The sequence below is a fragment of the Candidatus Rhodoblastus alkanivorans genome (assembly GCF_022760755.1).
In the GTDB taxonomy this organism is placed as follows: Bacteria; Pseudomonadota; Alphaproteobacteria; order Rhizobiales; family Beijerinckiaceae; genus Rhodoblastus; species Rhodoblastus alkanivorans.
The window spans coordinates 1,915,737-1,933,634 of record NZ_JAIVFP010000001.1; the positions used below are offsets into that span (position 1 = coordinate 1,915,737).

Annotated in this window: 14 protein-coding genes; 9 read left to right on the plus strand and 5 right to left on the minus strand. The window is 64.7% G+C overall.

Annotation, left to right across the window (positions count from 1 at the left end):
• The first annotated feature begins 5 nt into the window (after positions 1–5).
• From nuoK to K2U94_RS08925, 8 genes are read left to right on the plus strand one after another with little or no spacing between them, the layout of a single operon-like run.
• On the plus strand, positions 6–314 hold the full coding sequence (gene nuoK, locus K2U94_RS08890) for an NADH-quinone oxidoreductase subunit NuoK (RefSeq protein ID WP_243066866.1): 309 nt from the start codon (positions 6–8) through the stop codon (positions 312–314).
• A 4-nt stretch (positions 315–318) separates the two neighbouring features.
• Complete coding sequence (nuoL, locus tag K2U94_RS08895; RefSeq protein WP_243066867.1) at positions 319–2,343, plus strand: NADH-quinone oxidoreductase subunit L; 2,025 nt, start codon at positions 319–321, stop codon at positions 2,341–2,343.
• Positions 2,343–3,854: an NADH-quinone oxidoreductase subunit M gene (locus K2U94_RS08900; protein WP_243066868.1), complete on the plus strand. Its 1,512-nt coding sequence runs from the start codon at positions 2,343–2,345 to the stop codon at positions 3,852–3,854. Before nuoL ends, K2U94_RS08900 begins: the two co-directional genes overlap by 1 nt.
• A gap of 10 nt (positions 3,855–3,864) precedes the next feature.
• Entirely contained in the window at positions 3,865–5,298 is a 1,434-nt protein-coding gene (gene nuoN, locus K2U94_RS08905; protein ID WP_243066869.1) for an NADH-quinone oxidoreductase subunit NuoN, read from the plus strand.
• A 49-nt stretch (positions 5,299–5,347) separates the two neighbouring features.
• On the plus strand, positions 5,348–6,133 hold the full coding sequence (locus tag K2U94_RS08910; protein ID WP_243066870.1) for a biotin--[acetyl-CoA-carboxylase] ligase: 786 nt from the start codon (positions 5,348–5,350) through the stop codon (positions 6,131–6,133).
• Positions 6,134–6,156: 23 nt separating this feature from the next.
• Positions 6,157–7,824 (plus strand): ribonuclease J, encoded by a 1,668-nt coding sequence (locus K2U94_RS08915; protein WP_243066871.1) that lies wholly within the window; start codon positions 6,157–6,159, stop codon positions 7,822–7,824.
• A 14-nt stretch (positions 7,825–7,838) separates the two neighbouring features.
• Complete coding sequence (gene mce, locus K2U94_RS08920) at positions 7,839–8,243, plus strand: methylmalonyl-CoA epimerase (protein ID WP_243066872.1); 405 nt, start codon at positions 7,839–7,841, stop codon at positions 8,241–8,243.
• A gap of 10 nt (positions 8,244–8,253) precedes the next feature.
• Complete coding sequence (locus tag K2U94_RS08925; protein ID WP_243066873.1) at positions 8,254–8,508, plus strand: DUF1467 family protein; 255 nt, start codon at positions 8,254–8,256, stop codon at positions 8,506–8,508.
• Here the strand turns inward: K2U94_RS08925 and K2U94_RS08930 are convergent.
• A complete protein-coding gene (locus K2U94_RS08930; RefSeq protein WP_243066874.1) occupies positions 8,489–9,850 on the minus strand; it encodes a TAXI family TRAP transporter solute-binding subunit in 1,362 nt (453 codons plus the stop codon). The genes K2U94_RS08925 and K2U94_RS08930 overlap by 20 nt on opposite strands.
• 153 nt (positions 9,851–10,003) lie before the next feature.
• On the opposite strand from K2U94_RS08930, the gene thyX reads away from it, so the two are divergent.
• A complete protein-coding gene (gene thyX / locus K2U94_RS08935) occupies positions 10,004–10,951 on the plus strand; it encodes an FAD-dependent thymidylate synthase (protein ID WP_243066875.1) in 948 nt (315 codons plus the stop codon).
• Between the two features lie 40 nt (positions 10,952–10,991).
• Here thyX and bcsN read toward each other — a convergent pair whose 3' ends face one another.
• The 4 genes from bcsN to K2U94_RS08955 are packed head-to-tail and all read right to left on the minus strand — an operon-like array spanning position 10,992 to position 17,896.
• Positions 10,992–11,921, minus strand: a complete 930-nt coding sequence (bcsN, locus tag K2U94_RS08940; RefSeq protein ID WP_243066876.1) for a cellulose biosynthesis protein BcsN — start codon at positions 11,919–11,921, stop codon at positions 10,992–10,994.
• 1 nt (position 11,922) lies between these two features.
• The gene (locus K2U94_RS08945; RefSeq protein WP_243066877.1) at positions 11,923–14,061 is read right to left on the minus strand and encodes a tetratricopeptide repeat protein; all 2,139 of its coding nucleotides are present in this window, start codon (positions 14,059–14,061) and stop codon (positions 11,923–11,925) included.
• Positions 14,046–15,185, minus strand: a complete 1,140-nt coding sequence (locus K2U94_RS08950) for a family 8 glycosyl hydrolase (protein WP_243066878.1) — start codon at positions 15,183–15,185, stop codon at positions 14,046–14,048. Before K2U94_RS08950 ends, K2U94_RS08945 begins: the two co-directional genes overlap by 16 nt.
• On the minus strand, positions 15,182–17,896 hold the full coding sequence (locus tag K2U94_RS08955; protein ID WP_243066879.1) for a cellulose biosynthesis cyclic di-GMP-binding regulatory protein BcsB: 2,715 nt from the start codon (positions 17,894–17,896) through the stop codon (positions 15,182–15,184). Before K2U94_RS08955 ends, K2U94_RS08950 begins: the two co-directional genes overlap by 4 nt.
• Positions 17,897–17,898: the final 2 nt, after the last annotated feature.

A 17,898-nucleotide genomic window follows, 5' to 3' on the forward strand; every position in this document is an offset into this window, starting at 1 on the left:
GCGCAATGGTCATCGGTCTCGAACATTATCTGATCGTCGCCGCGATCCTGTTCACCCTGGGCGTCGCCGGCATCATCCTCAACCGCAAGAATATCATCATCATCCTGATGTCGGTCGAGCTGATCCTGCTCTCGGTGAACCTCAATCTGGTCGCCTTTTCCGCCCATCTCCACGATCTGACGGGGCAGATCTTCGCTCTGTTCATCCTCACCGTGGCAGCCGCCGAGGCCGCGATCGGCCTCGCCATCCTCGTCACCTATTTCCGCAACCGCGGCACGATCGCGGTCGAAGACATCAACATGATGAAGGGCTGAAAGCATGTATTCGGCAATCGTCTTTCTCCCCCTTCTCGGATTCCTGATCGCCGGCCTGTTCGGCCGCCGGATCGGCGACCGCCCGTCCGAAATCGTCACCACCACCTTTCTGTTCATTTCCCTCCTTCTGTCCTGGATCGTGTTCTTCCGTGTCGGCTTTTCCGGCGCTCCCTTTTCCGCGCCGGTGCTCGGCAACTGGATGACCTCGGGCGATCTCAAGATCGACTGGGCCTTGCGCGTCGATACTTTGACCGCGGTGATGCTGGTGGTGGTGACGACGGTCTCCGCGCTCGTCCATCTCTATTCGATCGGCTATATGCACGAGGACCCGTCTCGGCCTCGCTTCTTCGCCTATCTGTCGCTGTTCACCTTCGCCATGCTGATGCTGGTGACCGCCGACAATCTTGCCCAGATGTTCTTCGGCTGGGAAGGCGTCGGCCTCGCCTCCTATCTGTTGATCGGCTTCTGGTACGAAAAGCCTTCGGCCAACGCCGCCGCGATGAAAGCCTTCGTGGTCAACCGCGTCGGCGATTTCGGCTTCGCCCTCGGCATTTTCCTGGTTTTCATGCTGACGAAGTCGATCAGCTTCGATGTGATTTTCGCCGCCGCCCCGGGCCTCGCCCACAAGACGATCCATATTTTCGGCTCCAACTGGGATGCGATGACGCTCACCTGCCTGCTGCTTTTCATGGGCGCGATGGGCAAGTCGGCGCAGTTCCTGCTCCACACCTGGCTGCCTGACGCCATGGAAGGCCCGACGCCGGTTTCCGCCCTCATCCATGCCGCGACCATGGTCACCGCCGGCGTGTTCATGGTGGCGCGCCTGTCGCCCTTGTTCGAGCAATCCTCGACCGCGCTCGCCGTCGTCACCGTGATCGGCGCAACCACCGCCTTTTTCGCCGCGACGATCGGCCTGGTGCAGAACGACATCAAGCGCGTGATTGCTTATTCGACCTGTTCGCAGCTCGGCTATATGTTCGTCGGCTTGGGGGTAGGGGGCTATTCGCTCGGCATTTTCCACCTTTTCACCCACGCCTTCTTCAAGGCCCTGCTGTTCCTCGGCGCCGGTTCGGTCATCCACGCGATGCATCACGAGCAGGACATGCGCAAGATGGGCGGTCTGGCCAAGAAAATCCCGATCACCTTCTGGTGCATGACCGCCGGCACTTTGGCCCTGACCGGCTTCCCGCTGACCGCCGGCTATTTCTCCAAGGACGCGATCATCGAGGCGGCCTATGCCGCGGGCCTGCACAGCCAGGCCGCGACCTATGGCTATGTGCTGACGGTTGTGGCGGCGGGATTGACCTCGTTCTACAGCTGGCGCCTGGTGTTCATGACTTTCTTTGGCAAGCCGCGCTGGGCGGAAGCGGTTCACGGCGACGCGCACGGGCATGACGATCACGCGCACGCCGACCAAGGCCACGACGATCATGGCCACGACGATCACGGCCATCACGCGCTCGATCCGCATGAATCGCCCAATACGATGCTGATCCCGCTCTATGTTCTGTCGTTCGGCGCGATTTTCGCCGGCATGATCTTCAAGGGCGCCTTCATCGGCGAAGATATGACCGGGTTCTGGCGAGGCTCGCTGTTCTTCGGCCCGCACAATCACATCATGCATGCGATGGAGGAGATCCCGAAACTGGCGGGGCTGCTGCCCTCGCTGCTGATGGTGCTCGGCTTCGTCATCGCCTATTATTTCTATATCGTCTCGCCGGAAACGCCGGTCCGTCTCGCCGAGCGCTTCCAGCCGCTGTACCAGTTCCTGCTCAACAAATGGTACTTCGACGAGCTTTATGACTTCCTCTTCGTCCGTCCGGCCTTCTGGCTCGGCCGGCTGTTCTGGAAGGGCGGCGACGGCGCGATCATCGACCGGCTCGGCCCGGACGGGATTGCCGCGCGCGTGCTCGACGGTTCCGGCTGGGTGGCGCGGCTGCAGACCGGCTACATCTACAATTACGCCTTCGCCATGCTGATTGGCCTCGCGGCGATCATCACCTATTATTTGGTCTACGGGGCGCGCTGATGTTTGGTTTTGGCATTCTCTCCTGGCTGACCTTCCTTCCTCTGGTCGGCGCCGCGCTCATTCTGCTGGTCCCCGGCGAAACCGATGCGGGCAAGAACAATATCCGCTGGATCGCGCTGTGGACGACCCTCGTCGTCTTCGCTCTGTCGCTTTATGCCTGGAGCAAATTCGTTCCCGGCGTCGCGGACTTCCAGTTCGTCGAGCAGAAAAGCTGGTTCGGCTCGGGGCTCAACTACAAGATGGGCGTGGATGGCATCAGCTTTCCCTTCGTGGTGCTGACCGCCTTCCTGATGCCGTTCTGTATCGCGGCCTCCTGGTCGTCGATCCAGAACCGGGTCAAGGAATATTTCATCGCCTTCCTGGTGCTGGAAACGCTGATGATCGGCGTGTTCTGCGCGCTCGATATCGTGCTGTTCTATCTGTTCTTCGAGGGCGGCCTCATCCCGATGTTCCTCATCATCGGCGTGTGGGGCGGCAAGCGCCGCATCTATGCGGCCTTCAAATTCTTTCTCTATACGCTGGTCGGCTCGCTGCTGATGCTGATCGCAATTCTTGCGATGTACGCCCAGACGCATACGACCGACATCACCGCCTTGCTGCACGCCAAGTTCGATCCGAGCATGCAGAAATATCTGTGGCTCGCCTTCTTCGCGTCTTTCGCGGTGAAAATGCCGATGTGGCCGGTCCACACCTGGCTGCCCGACGCCCATGTCGAGGCGCCGACGGCGGGCTCGGTGATCCTGGCGGGCATCCTGCTGAAGATGGGCGGTTACGGCTTCATCCGCTTCTCACTGCCGATGTTCCCCGACGCCTCGCATTATTTCGCGCCGCTGGTCTTCGCTCTGTCGGTCATCGCGATCATCTATACATCGCTGGTCGCTCTGGTGCAGGAGGACATCAAGAAGCTCATCGCCTATTCCTCGGTGGCGCATATGGGCTTCGTCACCATGGGCCTGTTCGCCATGACCCAGCAGGCGGTCCAGGGCGCGGTGTTCCTGATGGTCTCGCACGGCCTGGTCTCGGGCGCGCTCTTCCTCTGCGTCGGCGTGGTCTATGACCGGATGCACACCCGTGAAATCTCGGCCTATGGCGGCATTGTCGAGCGCATGCCGCTCTATGGCGCGATCTTCATGGTCTTCACCATGGCCAATGTCGGCCTGCCGGGCACTTCGGGCTTCGTCGGCGAATTCCTGTCGCTGCTCGGCACGTTCCAGACCAATAGCTGGGTCGCCTTCTTCGCCACCACTGGCGTGATCCTCTCGGCGGCCTATGCGCTTTACCTTTACTGGCGGGTCATCTTCGGCAAACTGGAGAAGCCCAGCCTCATGAGCCTGAAGGATCTGAACCCGCGCGAAATGGCGGTTCTGACGCCGCTCGTCCTGCTGACGATCTATTACGGCGTCCATCCCGGCCCGATCCTCGACGCCTGCTCCGGCTCGGTCGCCGAATTGGTCAAGGGCTATCATTCGGCGCTGGCGCTGACCAAGACCGCCGCCCTCACGCTGCCTTGAGAGACGTTCCATGAATTCGCTCAGTCTTGAACTCGCTCATGCGCTCCCCGAAATGATTTTGGCGGTCGGCGCGATCGTCATGGTGCTGGTCGGCGCCATTCGCGGCAAGGATGACGACGGTCCGATGTCCGAACTGGCGGTCGTCGCGCTTGGCGCGGCTCTGGTCACCATCCTGCTCGGCCACCGCGAAGCCGGTGTCGTCTTCAACGGCGCCTTCATCGACGACGGCTTCGGCGATTTCATGAAGGCCTTGTCGCTGACGGGGTCGATCGTCGTCCTGCTGATGGCGGGTGATTTCCTGCGCGGCGCGGGGGTGAACAAGTTCGAATTCCCGATTCTCATTGTCCTCGCCACCCTCGGCATGCTGATGCTGATCTCGGCCAATGGCCTGATCGCGCTCTATCTCGGCCTGGAGCTGATGTCGCTGTCGCTCTATGTCGTCGCCGCCATCAGCCGCGACGACGCCCGCGCCTCGGAAGCCGGCCTCAAATATTTCGTCCTCGGCGCCTTGTCGTCCGGCATGCTGCTTTATGGCGCCTCGCTGCTCTATGGCTTCGCCGGAACGGTGTCCTTCGCCGGCATCGCCTCCGCGATCGGCGGCCATCCCAATACCGGCGTGATCTTCGGCCTGGTGTTCCTGTTCGCCGGCCTCGCCTTCAAAATGTCGGTCGTTCCCTTCCATATGTGGACGCCGGACGTCTATGAGGGCGCGCCGACCCCGGTCACCGCCTTTTTCGCTTCGGCTCCGAAAATGGCCGCCGTCGCCATTACGGTTCGCGTCATCATGACCGCCTTTCCCGGCGCGGTCGCCCAATGGCAGCAGATCATCGTGTTCCTGGCTCTGGCCTCGATGGCGCTCGGCTCCTTCGCGGCGATCGTCCAGACCAATATCAAGCGCCTGATGGCCTATTCCTCGATCGGCCACATGGGTTTCGCTTTGGTCGGCCTCGCCGCCGGCACCGAGGCGGGCGCGCGGGGCGTCGCCATCTATATGGCGATCTATCTCGTCATGACGCTCGGGACCTTCGCCGCCATCCTTTCGATGCGGGTCAACGGCAAGCCGGTCGAGAAGATCGCCGATCTTTCCGGTCTTTCGCGCACCAATCCGACCATGGCCTTTTTCCTCGCCATGCTGATGTTCTCGCTCGCCGGCGTGCCGCCGCTCGCGGGCTTCTTCGCCAAATTCTATGTCTTCATGGCGGCGGTCGAGGCCAAGCTCTACTGGCTGGCGGTGATCGGCATCCTGACCAGCGCGGTCTCGGCCTATTATTATCTGCGTATCGTCAAGATCATGTATTTCGACGAGCCAGAGTCGGCCTTCGACCGTCCGAGCATGACCCAGCGCGCGGTTCTGGCCGTGTCGTCGCTGGCCATGCTGCTGTTCTGGATATTCCCGGCGCCCCTGGTCGACGCCGCCGCCGCCGCCGCGCATTCCCTGTTCTAAGGCCTTGTCTGGCGCGGGCGAGGGGCGGTCGGCCAAGCGCGACCCCGGCGTGAAGGATTTTTACTGCGCCGTGGGGCCACAGGCGGCGCGCGCCGGCTACAGGCTGGAGGTCTTTACATCGCTCGCATCCACCAATGACGAGGCGATGAGCAGGATCGCCGCGGGCGATCCCGGACGGCTGTGGATCGTCGCCGCGACCCAGACCAGGGGCAGGGGGCGGATGGGCCGGGTGTGGAACTCTCCGCCCGGCAATCTTTACGCCAGCCTGCTGCTGGTCGATCCGGCGCCGCCGGCGCGGCTTGCCGAAATCGGCTTCGTCGCCGGGGTGGCGCTGATCGACGCCTTGCGGGTCCTCGCCGGGCCCGGGCCGGCGATCCTCCTGAAATGGCCGAACGACGCTCTGGGCGACGGCGCCAAATTGTCGGGTCTGCTGCTCGAAGGCGCGAGTCTGCGCAACGGCCAGTTCGCCTGCGTGGTCGGCGTCGGCGTGAATTGTCAGTCTTCTCCGGTCGACGCGCCCTATCCGACGGCGAGCCTGCGCAGCCTCGGCGCGGCCTCGTTCGATCGCGGCGCCCTGTTCGCCGAATTATCGGAAAGATTCGCTCATTGGCTCGAGGTCTGGTCGCGGGGCGCGAATTTCTCCGCGATCCGCGCCGCCTGGCTCGCTCGCGCGGGCGGGCTGGGCGAGAGAGCGCAAGTGACGCGCAACGGCGAGAAACTGGAAGGAATCTTCCGCGGCATTGACGCGCAAGGGCGCATGCTGTTGGAAAAGGCAGGCGGAGCAGTTGAGACGATTGAGGCGGGTGATGTGGCGTTCGATCCACGGCGCGCGTGAAGGCGGGTCCTCGAAGGCGGGAAATGGCGACAGACAGGGAAGAAATCGTATTCGCTCCGCTCGGCGGGCTCGGCGAAATCGGCATGAACGCCGCGCTTTATGGCTTCGGGCCGGAAAAAAAGCGCAAATGGATCCTGGTCGATTGCGGCGTCGCCTTCGCCGGCGCGAACATGCCCGGGGTCGATCTCATCCTGCCGGACCTCTCCTTCATCGAGAAACGCCGCGCCGATCTTCTCGGCCTGATCGTCACCCACGCCCATGAGGATCACGTCGGCGCCATCGCTTCGCTGTGGCCGCGTCTCGGTTGTCCGGTCTATGCCACGCGCTTCGCCGCCGGCCTGCTTGCGACGCGCCGCCTCGCCGAACCCGGCGCGCCGGATGTGCCGATCCATGAGGTTAAGCAGGGCGGCCGCCTCAATCTCGGGCCTTTCGACATCGAATTCGTGCCGATGTCGCATTCCATCCCTGAGTCCAACCTGCTGGCGATCCGCACCAGCGCCGGCCTCGTCGTCCATACCGGCGACTGGAAGCTCGATCCGTCGCCGGGGCTGGGCAAGACCACCGATATCCGGCGGTTGAAGGAGATCGGCGACGAGGGCGTGCGCGCGCTAATCTGCGATTCGACCAATATTCTGCGCGAGGGCGAAAGCCCGTCCGAGGCGCAGGTCGCCGAGGTCCTGCGCGAAAAAATCCTCGCCGCCCCGGGGCGGGTGCTGGTGACGACCTTCGCCTCCAATGTCGCGCGGCTGCGCGCGGTCTGTCTCGCCGCCGAGGCGGCGGGGCGCCGCGTCGTGCTCGCCGGCCGGGCGATGGAGCGGTCGCTGGAGGTGGCGCGCGAATGCGGCTATCTCGACGGCGTGCCGGAACTGCTGTCGCTCGACAGTTTTTCCCGGATTCCCGCCCATAAAACGCTCGTTCTCGCCACTGGCAGCCAGGGCGAAGCGCGGGCGGCGATGGCGAGGATCGTGCGCGGCGAACATCCGGTCAAGCTTTCGCCGAACGATCTGGTGATCTTTTCCTCGCGCACCATTCCCGGCAACGAACGTGAGGTGAATGCGATCGTCAATGGCCTGATCCTGCAGGGCGTGGACGTGCTCACCGATCGCGACGCCCTGATTCATTGCTCCGGCCATCCGCGGCGCGGTGAAGTCGCGCAGCTTTATCAATGGCTGCGGCCGCAGACCGCCGTGCCTGCCCATGGCGAGGCGCTGCATCTTCAGGTCCACGCCGAATTCGCGCGCAAAGCCGGGGTCGAAAATGTGCTGGTCGCCCATAATGGCGACCTCATCGCGCTCGGTCCCGATGCGCCCGCCCATCTCGACCAGATCGCGCACGGCAGGCTCTATCAGGACGGAGACCTCATCCTGAGCGAAAAAGAAGAGTGTTTCCGCGAGCGCCATCGGCTGGCGGCGGCGGGAATCATCTCGATCGCTTTCGCGCTGACGGCCGAGGGCGACGTGGCGGGCGTGCCCGACGTCACCATGTTTGGCTTGCCGCGGAAAACGCGCGACAATCGCGCGATGGACGAGGTGGTGGACCGCGCTCTGTTCGAGACGCTGGAATCCCTCCCGCGCGCGCGCAAGAGGGACATTGACGCGGCTTGCACCGCGGTCGAGCGCGCGGTGCGCGCGGCGGTCGGCGCCGTCTGGGGCAAAAAGCCGCATGTCCATGTGCTGGCGATCGAGGTTTGATAGAGGAGCAAGGAATGATCGGCCGTTTGAACCATGTTGCGATCGCCGTGAAGGACATCGCAGCCGCTTCGGAAACCTATCGCAACGTCTTGGGCGCGAAGGTGTCCGAGCCGACGGCCCAGCCGGAGCATGGCGTGACGGTGGTGTTCATCGAGCTTCCCAACACCAAGATCGAGCTGCTCGAACCGCTCGGCGAGGCCTCGCCCATCGCCAAATTTCTGGAAAAGAACCCCGATGGCGGCATGCACCATGTCTGCTATGAGGTCGAGGACATTCTCGCCGCGCGCGACCGCCTCAAAGCGACCGGCGCGCGGGTGATCGGCGACGGCAATCCCAAGATCGGCGCCCATGGCAAGCCGGTTCTTTTCCTGCATCCGAAGGATTTCAACGGCACCCTGGTCGAAATCGAGCAGGTCTGAGAGGCGGGGAATGGCCCATTTCAATTTCGCACCCTTTTCCCTGTCGATGACCATAGCGGTCCTGTTCGTGACCTGGTGGGTGTGTCTGTTCGCCGTCCTGCCCTTTGGCGTGCGCAACCATCGAGAGGAGCATGAGGACCTGCCCGAGGGAGCCGATCCGGGCGCGCCGGTCAAGCCGATGCTGGTTCGCAAGGCGCTCGCCACCACCGCCCTTGCCGTCATCGTCTATGGCATCATTGTCGTCATCACGAATGTGGCGGGCTGATTTCGACGCTTTCGTCCGTGGCGCGCGGGGTCGCAGCGGACGCCGCCGTCAAGGCGGCGTGGCGCCGCTCGAAACGCCGCATCGCATGCTGGATGGCGAGCGATGTCTTCCATTGCTCGCCCTTGTCGGAATCGCTTGACGCTTCGACGCAGGCGACGAACGCCTCGTGCAATTCCTGCTCCAGGGTTTCGAGCCGGTCGCGATCGGCGGTGGCCGCTTCGCCCGCCAAAGCGATCAGGCGCCGCAAGGCGATGCGGTCGTTTTTCGCGCTTCGCGCGCTCATTGACGAGACCAGCAGGGTCAGCAGCGAGGCGCCGACGCTCAGCGGAATGCCGACGATATAGAGATAGCGCTGGGCCTGGTCGAAAAAGCTCTGGTCGCCATTGTTGAGATAATCGGCGAAGCCGGGATGGATCGGCAGCATTGGATTCTGGTCGCTGACGTCGGGCGCTTCGATCTGGCCGGCCAATGGCGAAAGGTTCATCAGCTGCGCCTTGGCGGTCAGGATCGAGCGGCCGATGGCGTTGGCGACGATGTCGGGCATGGCGATCGGCACGGCGAAGCGATAATTCACCGCAAGCGTGGTCACCGTGTCGTCGGGTACTTCCGGCTTGGCGTGGAATCCGCCCTCGGGGACGTCGTAGGATTCGAAAGCCGGGAAACGTTTGACGATGGCGTCGGCGTCGTCGAAGCCCAGGATTTTCGGCGCGCCTTGGGTCACGCGGGCGATTGAGGCGACCGTATCGACGACGTCGCCGGGGCCGACCGGGCCGATGGCGAGCGCCGCCGCGGCCTGCTTGCGCGCGATCGCCGGGCCGATCTCCGCGACCGGAAGGAAGACGCGCTTCACCCTGTCGGGCGCGATGCTGTAATAATTCAGCAGCAGATCGAGCGCGTGGGAATTCTCATTCTGCGCGGGCCCGATCGGAATGGCGATGGTCTTGCCGGCGAGATCGACGAGGCTGGAAATAGCCGAATGATGGGGAACGATGATCGCGACGGCGTCGTGGCGCAGGATCACCAGGGTCTCGCCATTGACGGGCAGCGGAACGTCGCTTCGGATGACCGCAATATCGACCTTGCCCTGCTCCAGGGCCTTGGCGCTGGCGCGCACATCGGCCACTGGGACTGCCTTGAACCTGATGCGCGGATGCTGGATTTCGGCGACCTTGATGAAGGCCGCGATGAAACGATGCGCCTGGCTGCCCTCCGGCCCCGTCGTGATGCGCAGCATCGCATGAGGAGATATGAAATAGACCGCCGCCAGCGCCCCGGCCAACGCCAGGAAGGCGATCGCGGCGGCGATGGCCATGGCGCGCGATTTGGCGAAAAGTCCAAACAAGCCTCTGGCTCCTGCGCTGGGGCGGCGAATATTAAGACGGCGTCAGGCGCCGGCAAACGGCAATTTCGCGCCGATGACGCTGGCGCTGGTGAAAATGATTCAAAGCCTGTAAGCACCTTGAAAAAACGCGGCCCTGATTGAGGTGAGGATTCGATGGCGCTCTCCGACAACCAGCTCGATGAAATCCGCGCGATGCGGGCCGACGGATCGGCGACCTTGCGGCCGACCGTTCCCGCTTTGGAGGAAATTCTGTTCGAGCCGATCCGGGTTCTGGACCACGGCTTTCTCCGCGTCATCGACTATATGGGCGACGATGCAGCGGTGGTGCAGGCCGCGCGTGTGTCTTACGGCAGGGGGACGAAGAAGGTCTCGGAGGATCGCGGCCTCATCATGTATCTGATGCGGCATTGGCACACGACGCCGTTCGAAATGGCGGAGATCAAATTTCACGTCAAACTGCCGATCTTCGTCGCAAGACAATGGATCAGGCACAGAACCGCCAGCATCAATGAATATTCGGCGCGTTATTCGATCCTCGACAAGGAGTTCTACATTCCGGACGAGGAGCATCTCGCGGCGCAATCGACCGCCAATCGCCAGGGGCGGGGGGAAATTTTGACCGGCGACGAGGCGGCCCGCGTGCTGGAGATGTTGCGGTCGGACGCGGAAAAAACCTATGCCGATTACGCCTGGATGCTCAATGAAAATCCGGATTCGACCGTCGCCGACGCGAATCGCGCCGGATTGGCGCGCGAACTCGCGCGCATGAACCTGACCTTGAACACCTATACCCAATGGTATTGGAAGACCAATCTCCACAATCTGATGCATTTCCTGCGCTTGCGCGCCGACGTTCACGCCCAGTACGAAATTCGCGTCTATGCCGAGAAAATGCTCGATGTCCTGCGCCGCTGGACGCCTTTGACCTACGACGCTTTCGTCGAATACCGGCTCGGTTCGGTCAGCCTGTCGCGGACAGCGCTGAATGTGGTCAAAAAGCTAATCGCGGGCGAAAAGGTGACCCCGGAGGCCAGCGGCCTCTCGCCGCGCGAATGGCGCGAACTGATGCATGTCCTAAGCGAGGCAGACGCGCAGAAATAGGCGCGCCGCAAGCAGGGCGCGCGTTCGGCCGGAACGGCGGTCACTGGCGCGGTCCGCGCAGGGCTTCAGGCGGCAGGTCGGCGCCGATCGCGGCGTGCGGGGCCTGTGCGGCGATCGGTTGCGGCGGCGCCGCCACCGGGGCCATATAGCGCAATCCTTGGGCGTTCACGTAAGGCTCGGCGGGCGCCGCCTGCGCATATTCGGGGCGTCGCCGGGGCTCGGCCGCCCGTCGCTCGGCCGCCCGTCGCTTGGCCACGCGCGCCGGCCGGGGAGGCGCTTCGGCAATCGCTTGGGCGGAGCCGTAATTTTCGGGAATATCGACGACGATCTCGCGCGCGTCGTGGACAAGGTCGTCGATGGTGGCGTCGGCGCGACAGAGTTTGATCCGCAATGTGGCGGGCGCCGCTTCGACGCCTTCGAGCGGTATGCGCCGGCCGTTTTCGAAACTGCGGCGCGCGTCGTCGATATATTGCCAGACGTAAATGCAGCGCAGATCCTTGCCCTTGCGGCCGATCGCCACGCCGATCCGGCCATAGCGGTTGGAATAGTCGCCATTGGCGACGACCTCCATGCGCATGCCGGGGAATTGCCGTGTCAATTCCTCGCGAATGCCGGCCTCGCCAGGTTTCCATACTGGAACCTTGTTGGACGAATAGAGCGTCTTGCCGCTCTGGATGGCGATTTCGACATGGTTGTCGGCCGAGGGGACATCGGAGGCGAGTTCTATTCTCTGCCAATAGCCGTTGGGATGGCGGCGATCGCTGACCGCCCTGGGCTGGCCGGCGCTGTCCGGAAGATGCGCCAAAGCGAAATCTGCCGCGATTCTGCGCGGATGCGGGTCGAACCGGCCTTGGGCCGGCGATTCGGTCGCCAGAGCCACCATATCGAGATTATTGGCTCCGCTTTGCTGGCGCCCGCCGCAGGCGGCGACGCTCAGCACGAGAGGGAGAAGGAAAAGCGTCTTTTTCATTTCAGCCATTCCTCATCGGATCGGTCCTGGCGGCCGGCGTGACGATCGCGGGCAGACCGGGCGCGGGCTGCGGCGCGATGATGGGCGGCGCGGCGGAGGCGGGCGCATTGATCTGGGCGGGCGCCGCATTGATGACCTGGGGAGGCGCCCGATTGAATTGGGCGAGCGGCTCCGCGGCCGGCGGGACCGATTGCGGCAGGCTCGGCGCGGCGGGCGAATCGAGCTGGACAGGATCTTCCCGGCGTTCGAGCGCCCACAAGGTTCCGGCCGGCGCGATCTGTTCCGCCGCGGTCGGCGCGCTGGCGGTTGTGACGCCGTTATAGCCGGGCAGCAGGGCAAATCCGTAACGTTCGTAGGGCATGGGGCCGACGCCGGGAACGCGATGGGCCACCAGCGGGATGCCGCCCGGTCGCGGTTCGGGCGCATAGCCGCCGGGTTTGGCCGCGGGGTCCGCGCCGACCGCGGCGTTGACGACCGATGGCTGCCCGACCGCCGCGAAGCGCAGCGGATTTTCCGGTCCGACATGAATGGGAAATTCCGTCCGGCGAATTTTCGGCATTCCCGCGAGCGAGGCGCGTCCGCTGGCGGCGTCGTCCGGCCCGGCGACTCGGCCCCAGACATATTGGCGCGCCGGATCCTGGGTATAGGCCCCGGGAACATTGACGCCCCCCATTTGCGCGGCCCTTGTGGCGGCCCAGCGCCTCGCGCGCCCATTGTCGTCGCAAGGGGTCGGCGGATGCCGCCGTCCGTCGGGGAACAGCAGCGCCACGACCTTCGGAAACAGGCCGTCGTAGCGATTGATCAAATCGACCGCGTCGCGCCGCTTCTTCAGCCGCATCAAGGTCAAGGCATAGCCATAGACGGTGCCTTCCTTGGGGCGCCAGGCGACGGCGCGTTCGAACCATTGCAGCGCCGCGCCGAACTGGCAGGAATTATAGGCGTACCAGGCGAGCGCCTGCGCGCCTTCCCCGGATGCGCTGTCCAGCGTGACCTCGCCATAGCGGGTGAGCCGCGCCGGTTCGATATAGGGCGGAATCGGCTTGGTCAGATCGGTCTCGAGCGTGTCGATGAAGAGGATCGAATTGTTGACCAGAGGCTTGCGCCAGGCGTAAGCGACCTCCTCGGTTTCGCGCCTCTTGCCGAGCCAGCGCAGCGACAAGGCCAGGCCATGGGCCACCATGGCGTCGCCGCCGCGAGCGAGGGCGAATTTGAACCAGTCGAGCGACGGCGCATAAAGCTTGAGCTTGTAATAATACCAGCCGAGCAGCGCCGGCTGGTTGGGGTCGCTGGCGCCATGGGCGAAATCGCCGAAGATCTTGAGATCCTGGGCGTCGACCTGCTGCTGGCGCTCGTCGTGAAGAAAGGCGGCGATGCGCGCGCGGGCGATGTCGGGCGCGATGACGTCGAATTCGCTTTTGCCGGCGGAATCCTTGTGCGCCATGGCGAGCAATTGCTCGACCTGATCCATGCGCAGCGACCCCATGGCCTTCTGCACCGTCGCCAGCCGCAACGGCGGATCGGTTTCATTCTGGAGGATGGTCTTGTAGACGGTCAGGGCGTCGCCGGTCAGGCGCGATTTCTGATAGGCTTCGGCGATCGTCCACAGCACGTCGATATCGACGCCTTCGAGATGCGCGCCGGAATCCTTCAGCATCTGCACGATGTCGCCGAACCTTTGGCTTTTGGCGAGATCGACGATCCGGTTTCGGAACAATTTGGCGGCCAGTTTGGCGCGCAGATCCGCCGAGGGCTCCCAGCCCGGCTCGGCCTTCCGCCGCTCCGCGATCGCCTGGCGCAATTCGTCCAGCTTGCCGGCGCCGTAGAGATTCCACAAATCCTGCTCGTCCTCGCCGCCGGGCGCGGCCTGGGCGTAATTGAGGTCGGGAGGAGTCCAATCGGGATAAAGCCGGCGCAGGCGGCGCAACTCCGCCTGGGCGCGGGCGGTCTGGCCGCTCGACGCATAATAGCGCAAGGCGCTCTCGTCGACCCGGCGCTCTGGTCCGCTCGTCCTCGGCATCGCGGCGGAAGATATGGCGGCGCCGGGCGTCTGCGCGCAAGCTGAAGCGCCCGCGCCGGCGGCGAAAGCCACAGCGAGCGCCGAAAGCGCGAGTTTTCCGGGAGGCCTCAGCTTTTGGAACATGACGCATATCTCAGATGCGCGGCGACAATCGCGAGGAGGTGCAATGTCGCCGGATAATAGTTTGCGTTGGTCGCGGCGGTAAAAAACATCGGGTTCAGGGGCGTTTTCCGCGTCGCGCAAAGGGTCAGTTCGGCGATGGCGTCATAGTCGCGATCGCCGAATGGCGCGCCGCGGCGGCCGTCGTCGAGATTGACCGGCCCAAGCGCGGGATCCTGCGCCCATAAGGCGACGAAGGGCGCGAAAGTCGCGCGGTCGCCGACGCCCGCCATGGCCATGTAAAGCGGAATGCGGATGGCGTTATAGGAAAAGGCGCGGGCAAAGCCTGTCGCCGGCTCCCATCTGCCATTCTGTTCGGATATCCAGTCCGGCGGCAGGTGGGCGGGACCGACGCGCGCGGCCTTGATCAGCGTCAGCCCGGACTGGATGAGGCCATTCCAATCCACTTCCGGCGCGACTTGCGGCAGGCGCTCGAACGCGGGGAAAACCCAATAGGACAGATTGAGGACCGGACCGTCGGGCCGGTCCTCCTTGGCGAAACCGGCCACTGCCGGCAGCAGCAGCGGCCCCGCCTCGCCGCCGACCAGCAGCAATTTGCGGCCGATTTCGACGGCGATGCGGCGCGCCGCGACGCGATAGGATTCGTCGCCCCAATAATCCGCCGCTTCCGTCAATCCCCATGCGACCAGGATGTCGCCATCGGAGGCGTCGTTCATGTCGGTGACCGGGGGGCGGGAGCGCGGATCCCAGCGCCATGCGATGAGCTGATCCTCCCGGGTCATCATATTGGCGCGGGTAAAGCCCCAAATGCGGTCGAAAGCCTCATGGTCGTTCGCCGCGACAGCGAGGAGCATGCCATAGCCCTGACCTTCGCTATGGCTGATGGCGCCATTGGCGTAATCGACTACGCGGCCGGATTGCGTGATGAAGCGCGCCTTGTAGCGCGCCCAGAGGTCGGGGCTGGCCAGGCTTCCGCCGAGCTTCCTTTCGCTGGCGTCGAGATCGAGCCTTTCCGCGGTTGCGGCGGGCGCGGCCGACGGCGTCTGCGCGGGGGCCTGCGCGGGGGCGGCGCCCGCGACGAGCAGCAGGCCGATGAAGTAAAGGGTGTGGGCGATCCTGGGCCTCATTCCGCCCTCCGGCCGACATTACGCACGAATTCGAGGGTGGCGGCGGCGAGAATGAAAGCGACGATCAGGGTAAAGGTGACATAGACCGCCGGATTGAGCGACAGCCAGCTGGCGGAGATCAAGCGCACATTGGAGACCGACAGGGGCTGGGTCGCGACAAAGTGCAACTGGCTTGCCGGCAAAGTCGCAATGGCGCCGTCGGAATCGTCGAGCAGCGAGAGGCGTCCGTCGACATGCCGCCAGACGCGCGGATCGGAAAGGCAATCCACCGATTGCGACAGCAAGGTGGAATTGGGCGCCGTCACCAAAGTCCAGACGTCGTCGGCTGCCGCGCCGCGCACGGTCTGGGCGATCAGAAGCGAATTGTCGCTGCGGTAGATGATTTTCGCCGCCGCCTCGTCGCCGTTCGCGATGAGCGCCTGCGCTTCGTCCATCGTTCCCCGCCAGGCCGCGCCGGCCACGTCGGCGATTTCCGCGCCGGCGCCTTTCAGCCATTGCCGCCAACGCTCATGACCGCCCAGCTTTTCCGACCATGCATCGAATAGATCGCGATTGGCGGGCGTTTCCGGGGGATTCGCCGCTTCGGCGAGCAGTGCGGCAATATCGACCGGCGGGACCCCGGATGCGGGACCGACGACCGGCGCGCGCCGCAAATGGCAGGCCGCCGGGAGGTTCTTTTGCAGCACCAGCCGGCTGCGGGCGCGAATGTCGGCCGGCGACGGTTTGGCGAGGGAATCAGCGGGGGCGGCGGATCGATCGGCCCAGGCGGCGCGCAATCTTTCGGGGTCGAGGCCAAGGGCGCGCGCCGTCGCGAAATCGAGCTGGCCGGCGGCGGCGACGACCAAAGTGGCGCCCGAGCCGACCGCCGGCGGAGCCGTGGTGAAGCGGAAGTCGATCGGGCGGCCGGCCGAGGCGGCCATGCGCGCGGCGAAGGTGGCGGCGGCGGCGATCGAATGAATGTCTGGCGATGGAGCGTAAAGCTTGGGCTGTTTCCCGCCGCCGATATAGGGGAATCCGCCTGAAGCGGTGACCGCGAGATCGGGCACGCGGCCAATGCGCGCCAGTTGCGGAATCCGGATCGTGGTCGAATCGAGGAAGAGGAAGCGCTTCTTGTTGGCGATCGCCGCGAGCGGATCGCAGGCGGCGTCCGCGGCGGTCGGCAATTGCGCCTGGATCTCGATGCGATTGAGGCCGGGACGTAAAAATCCGAGCGGCAGGGGCAGGGTCTTGTCCTTGAAGACTGCCCCACGGGCGTTGGATAGCGGGGCCGAGACCGCGTTATGGCCGTTGATGGCGACGATGATCTTGGCGTTCGACAGCAGGCCCGGCGCATAGCCGCCGGCAAGGTCGAGCGGGACCTTGGCGTAATCGGCGGAATAGAAATCGGCCGGCATGATGATGTTGAAGCCGACGCGGAAATAGCGCCCGGAAAATTCCTCGCTGTGGAGGCCGAGATCGGCGAGTTTGACGGTCTCGCCGCCGGTCACGCGGTAGCCGGGGAAGGCTTGCGAAGCGCGCAGGCCGGCGCGTGAGCCGCGCGGCTGCGCCGTCTTGTCGAATTGGCGCAGGGCCCGATTGACGTCGTCCTGCGTCCTGCCGGTGATGACGATCGTGGCGCGTCGCGCCGCCGTCGCCGGCAGGAAGGCGAGACGGGGGCCGTCGATCCCGCCGAAGGCGGCGAGATCGGGAATCCGGGCCAGGTCGGCGGCGAGGCCGACCACCAGATTGACGCCATAGGCGCCGCCCGCCATGGGCCCGACATCGACCATCGGCTGCTCGAAATGGCCGCTCGAGGCGATGATCTGCACCGCGCGAATGACGCGTTCGATATTGCCTGGGCTGGTCCGTCCCGGCAGAACCGCCCGCACGGGCAGGGCGCCTTGGGAGTCTGGCGGCAACGCGGCGAGGTCGGCGAGGCCGAGCGCCTCGTTCTGGCTGCTCGGCGCCAGAATTCCGGTCTGCGACGGATCGATCTGGGTCCAGAGTTCGTAAGTCGCTTCGAGGGAGCAATCGACGCGGTGGCGCTCGTCTACCGCAATGCGCACCGCATTGAAGCCGGGCTTGACGAGATTGGGCGGAATGTCGAAATCGACGGTCTGCACCTTGTCGAAGGCGCTGATCCGGGTGGCGCCGATTTCGACGTCGTTGATCGACACGATGATTTTCGACGCCTCCGGCATGACCGAGACAGCCGACATGTAGCCGAGCTGGAAACGCAATCTGCTGCGCGCCTGCGCCTCGGAAAGATAGATCGGCCATTCCGACGCGCCGATTTCGCCGCTCAGACGAAAGCCCTGGATATTGTTGGGCAGATGGCGAAGCACGAAGCCGCCTTCCGCCGCATTTGGCTCGGAGGTGGGGGCGGGCGCCGGCCCTGGCCCCGGCGCGGCGGCGGCGGACGGCGGAAGAGGCGCAGGCGGCGATGCGGCGGCGACAGGCGTCGATGCGGCCGGCAAGCGAATCCGTGGCGCGGCCTCGATCGTTCCGACCGGGGCAGGATCGATTTTCGCGGCCGGGCCGTCGCGATCGGCCAGGAAGGCCGGCGGCGCGAAGGCGATGCGGTTCGGCGCCAGGAAAAGCGCCTCGTCCGGCGTCGCCGTCCGGGGTTGAGCGCGAGCCGCCGCGAGCGCCAGAATGACGGCGGCGGTCGTCGCGGCCCCTCGAAGGGCGTGCTGCGGCGAGCGCGTTTCCGCCTTTGGCCTCGGGCTCATGG